Origin of the sequence: Aestuariivita sp., from assembly GCF_049276915.1 — a bacterium.
Lineage (GTDB): Bacteria > Pseudomonadota > Alphaproteobacteria > Rhodobacterales > Rhodobacteraceae > Aestuariivita.
Genome location: NZ_JBASXK010000020.1, coordinates 19,948 through 31,649, shown reverse-complemented (window position 1 = coordinate 31,649; position 11,702 = coordinate 19,948). Strand labels below are relative to the sequence as shown.

Below are 11,702 nucleotides of genomic sequence, written 5' to 3'. Positions count from 1 at the left end.
CGCCTAGATTTTCCAACCGGAATGCAGCGCCGCAATCCCCATCGACAGGTTGCGGTACTTCGCGTTTTCGAACCCCGCGTCCCGGATCATCGCCAGGAATGTTTCCTGATCGGGAAACTTGCGGATCGATTCCACCAGATACTGATAGCTGTCACGATCTCCGGCGATCATCTGGCCCATGCGCGGAATCACGTTGAACGAATACAGATCATAAAGCTTTTGCATCCCGTCATTGGGAAGCTGGCTGAACTCCAGCACCATCAGCCGCCCACCGGGGCGCAGAACGCGATAGGCTTCCGCCAGCGCCTCTTGCGGGCGGGTGACGTTCCGGATGCCAAAGCTGATGGTGTAGACGTCGAATGTGTTGTCCTCGAACGGCAGGGCCATCGCATCGCCGACCACCCAGTCCAGACTGTCGGCCATGCTCTCGGCTTCGGCGCGCTTGCGCCCTTCGATCAGCATCGGTTCGGTGAGGTCCAGCACCGTGGCGTGGCCGTGACCCGCACGCTTGAGAAAGCGGAACGAGATGTCGCCCGTCCCGCCCGCCACATCCAGCAGGCGCTGACCGGGCCGGGGCGCGAGCCAATCCATCATAGCATCTTTCCAGATCCGGTGGATGCCCAGGCTCATCACGTCGTTCATCACGTCATATTTCGACGCGACCGAGCCAAAGACGCCGCGCACGCGACCAGCCTTTTCGCCCTCGGGCACGGTTTCAAACCCGAAATGGGTGGTTTTCTCGGAATCGTCTGTCATTGGGTCTTGTTTGCCTCTGTGTCAGGCCTTGTTATAGGGCGCTGAGCACCGGGCACAATGCGCCCCTTTGACGAGGTTCCACATGCCTGAACTTCCCGAGGTTGAAACCGTGAGGCGCGGCCTGTCCCCAGCGATGGAGGGGCAGGTGATCGCGCGCGCCGATGTCAACCGTTCCGATCTGCGCTGGCCCTTTCCCGAGCGCATGGCCGAAAGGCTGACCGGCCAGCGGGTCATGCGGTTGCGCCGCCGCTCAAAGTACATCCTTGCCGATCTGTCCTCGGGCGAGACCCTGCTTGTTCATCTGGGCATGTCCGGGCGGATGCTGGTGTCCGGGGATCCCCTTGGCATGTTCGTGCATGATCATCCGGCAGCGCAAAAGCATGATCATGTGGTGTTTCACATGGAAAACGGCGCGCGCATCACGTTCAACGATCCCCGCCGGTTTGGCGCGATGGACCTGATCGACACGGCCGGAGCTGATGGTCACAAGCTGCTGAGTGCCCTTGGACCCGAGCCTCTGGGCAATGATTTCCATGAAACCCACCTGATCAGGGCCTTCACAGGCAAGATGAGTCCGGTGAAATCTGTGCTGCTGGATCAGAAAATCGTCGCAGGATTAGGCAATATCTATGTGTGCGAGGCATTGTTTCGCGCAGGTATCTCGCCCAATCGCAAGGCCGGGCGCATCGCCAAACCCCGTGTTGCAAGCCTTGTTCCGATCATCCGGCAGGTGTTGGGGGATGCCATTGACGCAGGGGGATCATCCCTGCGCGATTTCCGCCAAGCCGATGGAGAACTTGGGTATTTTCAGCATTCCTTTGATGTGTACGGACGCGAGGGTGAACCCTGTCGCAGCCCCGGCTGTACAACCGATATCAGGCGAATTGTTCAATCGGGTCGGTCATCTTTCTTCTGCCCGCAATGTCAAAGATAGCTTGAACCGTTTCACCGTGCCCCTTAATGACAGCATTTCGACCGGAACAAACGAAAGAACCGATCATGGCCTTTGAGACGATCATCGTCGAAGTAGAAGACCACGTTTGCCTGATTAAGCTGAATCGCCCCGATGCCCTGAATGCGCTCAACCAGCACCTGCTGGGCGAGCTGTGCACGGCTCTGGAAGAGGCCGACGAAAACGACAAAGTCCGTTGCATTGTCATTACTGGGTCTGAAAAGGCCTTTGCGGCAGGTGCCGACATCAAGGAAATGTCCGAGATGTCCTATGTCGAGGTGTTCAACCGCAACCTCTTTGCCGAACCCTCGCAGCGGCTGATGAACATCCGCAAGCCGATCATTGCCGCTGTCTCGGGCTATGCGCTGGGCGGCGGCTGTGAGTTGGCCATGGCATGCGATTTCATCATCGCATCCGACACCGCTAAGTTCGGCCAGCCCGAAATCAACCTGGGTGTCATTCCCGGAATGGGTGGCAGCCAGCGTCTGACGTTGGCGGTCGGCAAGGCCAAGGCAATGGACATGAACCTCACCGGCCGCTTCATGCCGGCAGACGAGGCGGAACGCGCGGGCCTCGTCTCGCGGGTCGTCCCGGCCAAGAAGCTGATGGAAGAAACGATGGGTGCGGCGCAGAAGATCGCCGAGAAATCGCTGATCGCCTCGCTCACCGTCAAGGATGCCGTGAACCGCGCATTCGAGCTGCCCTTGAGCGAAGGTCTGAATTACGAGCGCCGCGTGTTCCACGCTCTGTTCGCCACCGAAGACCAGAAAGAGGGCATGAACGCCTTCATGGAAAAGCGCACCGCGCAGTTCCGGGACAAATGATCGCCCTGGGCATGCGCCTTTCAGGTGCATGCTCCGGATGCTCAGCCCGCTCCCGCATGCATGCGTCCAACACCGCGGGCCGTTCCCTGATCAGGGCGCGGCCCGCGCATTCCGGCAACCCGACGTCAGCAGATCAGCTTGTAATGCAGCAGGTCTGTGCTCCTGTGATGCCCTGTGCAGCCACTTTGCCAGGCCTGCCAAACCGGCGCGCCGCGTAGAAACAGGTTGCATGATCGGGATTCTTGGCTATACCGCGCGGTCATACATGCGCGTGCGGCCCGCTCAGGCCAGAATCGGTTGGTTGATCCCGCTCAGGGTCTGATCTTCGTGCTGCACGACGTCACAAGTTTCAGAGACCCGAGAAAGGGACCACATCATGGCAAATTCGCCTCAGGCCAAAAAGCGCGCCCGTCAGAACGAAAAGCGCTTCGCCATCAACAAAGCCCGCCGTTCGCGCATCCGTACCTTTCTGCGTAAAGTAGAAGAAGCCATCACATCCGGTGACAAAGATGCCGCAACTGCTGCTCTGCGCGCCGCTCAGCCCGAGCTGATGCGCGGTGTGACCAAGGGAGTGTTTCATAAAAACACCGCAAGCCGAAAATTGTCGCGTTTGTCATCGCGCGTAAAGGCTCTGGGCTGACACCAGCAGCCGCTCGGAGTTTTCTATTTTGAATCAAAGGCGCTGCGTCCTGCGGCGCCTTTTGCATGTCCGGCACCCGCTGCAGAGACGATAGATTCTTTTGCCGGATAGCCCGAGTCAAGTGCAGAGTTTCGTTGCTGTGGTACGGTCTGACTTGCTAGCACTGTCTTAGCGATTCACTCGCTTGGGGGGACAGGCTGCGTCCCGGAACTTACTGCTGCTCACATGGGTTTCGGGTGCGTTTATGTTGAGAGATCTGCACGCCTGTGCGGTTTCCAACTTGCTGTCATGATCGGCTTCGCTCCTGATCATGACCCTGTCATGACATATCTGCGCAATGCGCGGGAAATGGCTGTAAGCCGTTGCCTGTGTGGATTGCCGCCAGCAGTCTCAGGACTGAACTCCGTTCGTTTTTTCGGGGGCTGGATGTCTGTGCCGGTGGATTGTTCGCTCAGAGGTGGGCGAGACTGCAAAAAATGAGGCCGTAGGCCATAAACTGGGGACGTGTGAGGCACGAATGACACAAGAAAAATGGGGCCAACTCCGAAAAAAACTCCTCAAGACCGTAGGACAAAACAACTATAAATCCTGGATTGAACCGCTGGAATTTGCATCGCTCGAAGGCGGCGTGGCAGAGTTCACGGTTCCAACCAACTTCCTGGGAAATTACGTCAGTCAGAATTTTTCCGACCTTATCCTTTACGAACTCAACAATGCCGGCGCACGCGTACAGCGCCTGACCTTTCAGGTCTCGGCCAACTCGACGCTGCAACCCAGGTCAAGAGACAGCATTGCGGAACCCGTCTATGCGCGGTCTGGCGAGGGCGCACAGCCTGCCGGCAAGCCAACCGAACTGTTCCAGGCCGCGCCGCTGGACAGTCGCTTCACATTTGACAGCTTTGTCGTCGGCAAACCAAACGAGCTTGCCCATGCCGCCGCACGCCGCGTCAGCGAGGGTGGGCCGGTGACGTTCAACCCGTTGTTCCTCTATGGCGGCGTCGGCCTTGGCAAAACCCATCTGATGCATGCCATCGCCTGGGAATTGCGCGCCCGTCAGCCCGATCTGAACGTGCTTTACCTGTCGGCGGAACAGTTCATGTATCGCTTTGTCCAGGCTTTGCGCGAACGCAAGATGATGGATTTCAAGCATCTGTTCCGTTCGGTCGATGTGCTGATGGTGGATGACGTTCAGTTCATCGCCGGCAAGGACAGCACCCAGGAAGAATTCTTTCACACCTTCAACGCGCTGGTGGATCAGAACAAGCAGATCATCATTTCGGCTGACCGCGCACCCGGTGAGATCAAGCAAATGGAAGACCGCGTGCGCTCGCGGCTGCAATGCGGGCTGGTGGTTGATCTGCACCCGACGGATTACGAACTGCGTCTGGGTGTGCTGCTCTCCAAGGTCGAACAGTATCGCAACACCTATCCGGGTCTGACGATTGCGGACGGCGTTCTTGAGTTTCTGGCGCAGCGGATCTCCACCAATGTGCGCGTGCTCGAAGGCGCCTTGACCCGGTTGTTCGCCTTTGCCTCGCTGGTGGGTCGCCCGATCGACATGGAACTGACACAGGATTGTCTGTCCGATGTGCTGCGCGCCTCCGAGCGCAAGATCACCGTCGAAGAGATTCAACGTCAGGTGGCGGATTACTATAACATCCGCATGAGTGACATCATCGGCCCCAAGCGCCTGCGCAGCTATGCGCGTCCGCGTCAGGTGGCGATGTATCTGGCCAAGCAGCTCACCTCGCGCTCCCTGCCCGAGATCGGTCGCCGGTTTGGCGGGCGTGATCACACAACGGTCATGCATGGCGTGCGCCGCATAGAAGAGCTGAAATCCACCGATGGGCAGATCGCCGAAGACGTGGAAATGCTGCGTCGGGTGCTCGAGGCCTGATCACCCGAGAATGCTGCGCCGCGCAAGGGTAACCTGTGCGGCGCATGCGCATCAGGGGTGGCCGTTCCCTTCAGGCAAAGCGCCGGATCCCTGCGGGTCAATCATACCACTTGTCCGTCACATAATGCGGTTCGGGCCGCTCGTGCAGCGCTTCGAATTTGCACAAGGACGGGGTGTCGCCCAGTGGCGTTGAGACCCCGTCGCGAAACGCCCATTCACCCCGGTCCGTGGTATCGGCGCGCACATAGGAGGACAGCGCAAAGGCGCGGTCCTGATCGGATGTGTTGGGCAAGGACCCATGCACCGTCATCAGCCCCCAGATCGCCAGATCCCCCGGTTCCAGCTCAAGCCAGACCACATCCGCCGGGTCCAGCCCGACGGCGCGCAACTGATCATCGGCACTGACGCCCTTCATGATCTGACCATCCCCCTCATCGGACAGCCCCAGATATCCCAGTTTATGCGAGCCCGGCACGACCTGCAGACAGCCGTTTTCCCGCGTCGAGGGATCCACCGCCAGACCGACGGTAACCGATGATGTTTCAATATCGCGAAAGGCGTCGCGCTTGGGGCGAAAGCGCAGATCCTGATGCCACCGATACCCGGTCAGCCCGGCACCGGGCGGCTTCCAGTGAATTTGCTGGGCGACCTGTTTGATGTCGCGCCCGAGAAATGGCTCCAGCAGGGTAAAGTATGACTGCGAGCGGCGGAATTGCTCGAAATACGAGGATATCCAGCTCATCCAATAGGCCTGAATGACATAGCGTTGCTGGAAATCCTGCTCGGGCAGGATCTCGAAGGCCAGATTGCCATGGCGGAAGGTTGCGTGATGCTTGAGCCCTTCATCATACATCCGCGCCGTCTCGGCCTGCAATGCGGCGAGCGCATCGCCATCCACAAACTGGCGCACGATCGCATAGCCCTCTTCGTGGTACTGCTCGGCAGCGTCGCGGGCGGTCTGAACTGTCAGCGCCATGGTCGGTCTCCTCCATGCTGTGGTCAGCCTGCCACGGCACGAGGCATCCGACAATCACCAAGAGATTGCAAGGCCCTGCGCACTTGACCATCGCCGCATTCCGGCGGACAAGCTGACGTGACATGACAAAAACGCTTGTGCTGCGGTGGCAAAACAGTACCTTGCCTGTCCCGGCGCATCACATGGGGACGGCACATGAAATTCAGCATCGAACGCGGCGCGCTTCTTAAAGCAGTGTCTCAGGCGCAATCGGTTGTCGAGCGGCGCAATACAATCCCGATCCTGGCCAATGTGCTGATCGAAGCCGAAGGCGATACGGTCCAGTTCCGCGCAACCGATCTTGATATCGAGGTCGTCGACAAGGCGATTGCCAAGGTCGAGCGCGCGGGCTCGACCACCGTCGCCGCCACCACGCTGCATGAGATCGTGCGCAAACTGCCCGACGGCGCACTTGTCACGCTGACCGCGGACAGCGCCACGGGCCGCTTGTCCGTCGAAGCGGGCCGGTCGAGCTTTTCGCTGGCGACGCTGCCCAAGGAAGATTTCCCGGTCATGGCCTCGTCGGAATACGAATCGAACTTCTCGGCACCTGCCCCGATGCTGCGCCGCCTGTTCGACAAGTCGAAATTCGCGATTTCGACCGAAGAGACCCGCTATTACCTGAACGGCGTCTACCTGCATGTCGCCGAAGCGGATGGCGGCAAGGTGCTGCGCTGCGTGGCCACGGATGGCCACCGGCTGGCGCGGATCGATGCGGATCTGCCCGCAGGTGCGGCGGACATGCCCGGCGTGATCGTGCCGCGCAAGACCGTGGGCGAGCTGCGCAAGCTTCTGGATGATGACGAGATGAAGGTCGCCGTCTCAGTCAGCGAGACGAAGATACGCTTTGCTACTCCCGACATCACCCTGACCTCCAAGGTGATCGATGGAACCTTCCCGGATTACACCCGCGTCATTCCGCAAAACAACACCAAGCGGCTTGAAGTGGACGCGGCCGAGTTCGCGCAGGCGGTCGATCGTGTGGCCACAGTGAGCTCGGAGCGATCGCGCGCAGTCAAGTTGCAGCTGGGTGAAGACCGGCTGATCCTGTCGGTCAACGCCCCCGACAGTGGTGCTGCCGAAGAAGAGCTGGCCGTGGCCTATGGAGATGAGAGCCTGGATATCGGCTTCAACGCCAAGTACCTGCTGGAAATCGCAAGCCAGGTGGATCGCGAGAATGCGGTGTTCCTGTTCAATTCCGCAGGCGATCCGACGCTGATGCGCGAAGGCAATGATCAAAGCGCGGTCTATGTCGTCATGCCCATGCGCGTCTAAGCGCCGCCGGACGCCTTCGGCGAGGGTATTTTTGACCAGAAAGAAGCAGGGAGGCGGTCCATGCTCGCCCTGAATGCGCTGACCCTGTCCCATTTCCGCTCGCACAAGCTGGCGCGGATCAGCCTGGATGCGCGCCCAGTGGCCATTCACGGGCTGAATGGCGCGGGCAAAACCAATATTCTTGAGGCCGTGTCGCTGTTTTCGCCCGGGCGCGGATTGCGCCGGGCCAGCGCCGAAGAGATGACCCGCCGGCCCGAAGCGCTGGGCTGGAAACTGAAGGGCGAGCTGGCTTCTCTGGGTCACGTGCACGAGGTCGAGACCTGGTCCGAACAGGGTGCCGCACGGGTGGTGCGGATTGACGAGAAGGCCGCCTCGCAGGTGGCGCTTGGACGGATCGGGCGGGTTTTGTGGCTTGTTCCGGCGATGGATCGTTTGTGGATCGAAGGGGCCGAGGGGCGGCGGCGGTTTCTGGATCGCATGGCGCTGAGCTTTGCACCGGATCACGCCGAGGCGACGCTGGTCTATGAAAAAGCCATGCGCGAGCGCAACCGCCTGCTGAAGGACCAGGTGCGCGATGCCCACTGGTATGCAGCGCTTGAGCGTCAGATGGCCGAAGCCGGCCATCGCATCGACACCGTGCGCCGCGAGACCCTGGCGCAACTGGCGGCCGCGCAGGCCGATGCCAGCACCGCCTTTCCCACCGCGGATCTTGAGTTGCAGCAGAGCGAGGGCGAGATGCCTGCCACGGAAGACGACCTGCGGGAGGCCCTGGCCGAAAGCCGGTTTCGCGATCTGGCGGCAGGGCGATCTCTGGTCGGGCCGCATCGCACGGATCTTCATGGGGTCTATGCGGCCAAGGGCGTACCGGCCCGGGACTGTTCCACCGGAGAGCAAAAGGCGCTTCTGGTGTCGCTGATCCTGGCCAATGCGCGGGCCCTTGCGCAAGAGATCGGCGCGCCGCCCATCCTGTTGCTGGACGAAGTGGCGGCGCATCTGGATGCCAACAGGCGGGCGGCGCTATATGACGAGATCTGCGCGCTGGGTGCGCAGGCCTGGATGACGGGCACGGGGCCGGAACTTTTCGCCGAGCTTGGCGCGCGGGCGCAATATCTCGAGGTCAGCGAGCAGGACGGTGTCTCTGCGGTCGACGCGGGCTTTGCCGGTTCATGATCCAATGACGATTTCACTGCTGGATATGGGGCTTTACTCCATCGCTCTGCTGATCCTGTTCCTGACGCCCGGGCCGGTCTGGCTGGCCTTGCTGGCGCGGTCGGTCTCAGGGGGGTTCCAGGCGGCCTGGCCCCTGGCGCTGGGGGTCTCGGTGGGCGATGTGGTCTGGCCCTTGCTGGCGATCCTCGGCGTGAGCTGGATCGTGTCGGAATTCGATCCCTTCCTGACCGTGCTGCGCTGGGTGGCCTGCGTGGTGTTTCTGTTCATGGGCTGGCAGGTGATCCGCAGCGCCAGCAAGGCGATCACCAGTGACAGCCGTCTGACCCGTCCGGGCATGTGGCCCGGGTTTGTCGCGGGTGTGGTGGCGATCCTGGGCAATCCCAAGGCCATCCTGTTCTACATGGGCGTTCTGCCGGGGTTCTTTGATCTGTCCGTGGTCACCACAACCGACATCTCTGTGATCGTCGCCTTGTCGGTCATTGTCCCGCTGATCGGCAACCTGACATTCGCGTTTTTCATCGATCGGGCGCGGCGGGTGCTGCGCTCGCCGGATGCGCTGCGCCGGACCAATCTGGTGGCCGGATGGGCGCTGATCTGCGTCGGTCTTGTCATCCCCTTCACATGACACAAAATCTGGGGCAAATGCGTGACATTCCCCCCCAGAATTCGTATGTTGGACCGAAATAACAAAGGATTTCGCGGATGTCTGACGCGACACAGCCGTCACAGGAATACGGCGCTGATTCCATCAAGGTTCTCAAGGGCTTAGAGGCAGTCAGAAAACGTCCCGGTATGTATATCGGGGACACGGATGATGGCTCGGGCCTGCACCACATGGTGTATGAGGTCGTCGATAACGGAATTGACGAGGCCCTTGCGGGTCACGCGGACCATGTTCTGGTGAAAATCCATTCGGATTCCAGTGTCTCGGTCAGCGACAATGGCCGGGGTATTCCGGTTGGCATTCATGAAGAAGAAGGCGTCTCGGCGGCCGAGGTCATCATGACCCAGCTGCATGCGGGCGGCAAGTTCGACAGCAACTCCTACAAGGTGTCGGGCGGTCTGCACGGCGTGGGCGTCTCGGTCGTGAACGCCTTGTCGGTCTGGCTCGAGCTGCGCATCTGGCGCGATGGCAAAGAGCATTTCGCGCGCTTTGAACATGGCGACACGGTCAAACATCTCGAGGTGGTCGGCGAAACCGGTGATCGCACCGGAACAGAGGTGCGGTTCCTTGCCTCGACGGACACATTCTCGGATCTGAACTATGATTTCGCGACGCTGGAACGGCGTCTGCGCGAACTGGCCTTCCTGAATTCAGGTGTGCGGATCATTCTGGAAGACGAACGCCCTGCGGAACCTCTGAAAACCGAGCTGTTCTACGAAGGCGGCGTGAAGGAATTCGTCAAATATCTCGATCGCCACAAGTCCAGCTTCATGAGCGAACCGATCTTCGTGACCGGTGAGAAGGACGATATCGGTATCGAAGCGGCGATGTGGTGGAATGACAGCTATCATGAGAATGTCCTGCCCTTCACCAACAACATCCCCCAACGCGATGGCGGCACCCATCTGGCGGGTTTTCGCGGTGCGCTGACGCGGACGATCCAGAAATACGCCCAGGACACCGGCATCGCCAAGAAGGAAAAGATCAGCTTCACGGGCGATGACGCACGCGAGGGTCTGACCTGTGTGCTGTCGGTCAAGGTGCCGGACCCCAAGTTCAGCTCGCAGACCAAGGACAAGCTGGTCAGTTCCGAAGTGCGACCCGCGGTCGAAGGTCTGCTGGGCGAAAAGCTGTCGGAATGGTTCGAGGAAAACCCCAACGAGGCCCGCATCATCGTGGGCAAGATCATCGAAGCGGCCATGGCGCGCGAAGCGGCGCGCAAAGCGCGCGAACTGACGCGCCGCAAGACCGCGCTGGATGTGAACTTTCTGGCGGGCAAGCTCAAGGATTGCGCCGAGAAAGACCCCGCGAAATCCGAAGTCTTCCTTGTCGAGGGCGACAGTGCGGGCGGCTCAGCTCAGACCGGTCGGGATCGGCGCACGCAGGCGATCCTGCCACTGCGCGGCAAGATCCTGAACGTGGAACGTGCGCGCTTTGACCGGATGCTGGGCTCGCAGGAGATCGGCAACCTGGTGATGGCGCTGGGCACGGGGATCGGACGGGATGAATTCAACATCTCAAAACTGCGCTACCACAAGATCGTCATCATGACGGACGCGGATGTGGATGGCGCGCATATTCGCACCCTGCTGTTGACCTTCTTTTTCCGGCAGATGCCCGAACTGATCGAAGGCGGGTATCTCTATATTGCCCAGCCGCCGCTCTACAAGGTGGCGCGCGGAAAATCCGAGGTTTACCTCAAGGATCAGGCGGCGCTGGATGACTATCTGATCGGTCAGGGCGTGGACGGGGCCGTCCTGCGTCTTGGCACGGGTGAAGAAATCCTGGGCCAGGACCTTGTGCGCATCGTCGAAGAGGCCCGCCAGCTCAAACGTGTGCTCGACGCCTTCCCGACGCATTATCCGCGTCATATCCTTGAACAGACAGCGATTGCCGGCGGGTTTGTGCCCGGCGCGGTGGATGCCGATCTGCAGGGTGTTGCGGACACGGTGGCCGCACGGCTCGACCTGATCGCCGAGGAATACGAGCGCGGCTGGCAGGGGCGCATCACACAGGACAAAGGCATCCGCCTGTCCCGTATCCTGCGCGGTGTGGAAGAGATGCGCACGCTGGATGGTCCGATGCTGCGCTCGGGCGAGGCGCGCCGCACCGGCAGCTTCACCCAAAGCCTCAAGGACGTCTACAACACCGCCGCCACGCTTCAGCGCAAGGATCGCAGCCAGATGATCTATGGCCCGCTGGGCCTGCTTGCGGCAATTCTGGAAGAGGGCGAAAAAGGCCTGTCCCTGCAGCGCTACAAAGGTCTGGGCGAGATGAACCCGGACCAGCTTTGGGAAACCACGCTGGATCCGGATGCACGCACGCTGTTGCAGGTCCGCGTCGAGGACATGGCCGAGGCGGACGATCTGTTCACCAAGCTCATGGGCGACGTGGTCGAACCGCGCCGCGAGTTCATCCAGAAGAACGCCTTGAACGTGGAAAATCTGGACTTCTGATCCGGTCGTGACGCCTCATCGCATCGACCTTGAGGCGTCATTCCGGACCTGAC

Annotated in this window: 10 protein-coding genes; 8 read left to right on the top strand and 2 right to left on the bottom strand. The window is 60.5% G+C overall.

Annotation, left to right across the window (positions count from 1 at the left end):
* Nucleotides 1-3: 3 nt before the first annotated feature.
* A complete protein-coding gene (ubiE, locus tag WAO69_RS01845) occupies nt 4-756 on the bottom strand; it encodes a bifunctional demethylmenaquinone methyltransferase/2-methoxy-6-polyprenyl-1,4-benzoquinol methylase UbiE (RefSeq protein WP_422176153.1) in 753 nt (250 codons plus the stop codon).
* 82 nt (nt 757-838) lie between these two features.
* On the opposite strand from ubiE, the gene mutM reads away from it, so the two are divergent.
* From mutM to dnaA, 4 genes are all read left to right on the top strand, one after another.
* A complete protein-coding gene (gene mutM / locus WAO69_RS01840) occupies nt 839-1,690 on the top strand; it encodes a bifunctional DNA-formamidopyrimidine glycosylase/DNA-(apurinic or apyrimidinic site) lyase (protein ID WP_422176151.1) in 852 nt (283 codons plus the stop codon).
* A gap of 65 nt (nt 1,691-1,755) precedes the next feature.
* Entirely contained in the window at nt 1,756-2,532 is a 777-nt protein-coding gene (locus WAO69_RS01835) for an enoyl-CoA hydratase (RefSeq protein WP_422176210.1), read from the top strand.
* Nucleotides 2,533-2,908: 376 nt separating this feature from the next.
* Nucleotides 2,909-3,172, top strand: coding sequence for a 30S ribosomal protein S20 (gene rpsT / locus WAO69_RS01830; RefSeq protein ID WP_422176149.1), 264 nt, complete (start codon nt 2,909-2,911; stop codon nt 3,170-3,172).
* A gap of 517 nt (nt 3,173-3,689) precedes the next feature.
* The gene (gene dnaA / locus WAO69_RS01825) at nt 3,690-5,069 is read left to right on the top strand and encodes a chromosomal replication initiator protein DnaA (RefSeq protein ID WP_422176147.1); all 1,380 of its coding nucleotides are present in this window, start codon (nt 3,690-3,692) and stop codon (nt 5,067-5,069) included.
* Between the two features lie 97 nt (nt 5,070-5,166).
* Here the strand turns inward: dnaA and WAO69_RS01820 are convergent, their stop codons facing one another.
* Nucleotides 5,167-6,045, bottom strand: coding sequence for a phytanoyl-CoA dioxygenase family protein (locus WAO69_RS01820; protein WP_422176145.1), 879 nt, complete (start codon nt 6,043-6,045; stop codon nt 5,167-5,169).
* Between the two features lie 195 nt (nt 6,046-6,240).
* Here WAO69_RS01820 and dnaN point away from each other — a divergent pair, with 195 nt between their 5' ends.
* The 4 genes from dnaN (at nt 6,241) to gyrB (ending at nt 11,649) form a co-directional block, all read left to right on the top strand.
* On the top strand, nt 6,241-7,359 hold the full coding sequence (gene dnaN, locus WAO69_RS01815) for a DNA polymerase III subunit beta (RefSeq protein WP_422176143.1): 1,119 nt from the start codon (nt 6,241-6,243) through the stop codon (nt 7,357-7,359).
* Between the two features lie 60 nt (nt 7,360-7,419).
* Nucleotides 7,420-8,529: a DNA replication/repair protein RecF gene (recF, locus tag WAO69_RS01810; RefSeq protein WP_422176140.1), complete on the top strand. Its 1,110-nt coding sequence runs from the start codon at nt 7,420-7,422 to the stop codon at nt 8,527-8,529.
* Nucleotides 8,530-8,533: 4 nt separating this feature from the next.
* Nucleotides 8,534-9,154: a LysE family translocator gene (locus tag WAO69_RS01805; RefSeq protein WP_422176138.1), complete on the top strand. Its 621-nt coding sequence runs from the start codon at nt 8,534-8,536 to the stop codon at nt 9,152-9,154.
* 77 nt (nt 9,155-9,231) lie between these two features.
* Nucleotides 9,232-11,649 (top strand): DNA topoisomerase (ATP-hydrolyzing) subunit B, encoded by a 2,418-nt coding sequence (gene gyrB / locus WAO69_RS01800; protein ID WP_422176136.1) that lies wholly within the window; start codon nt 9,232-9,234, stop codon nt 11,647-11,649.
* Nucleotides 11,650-11,702: the final 53 nt, after the last annotated feature.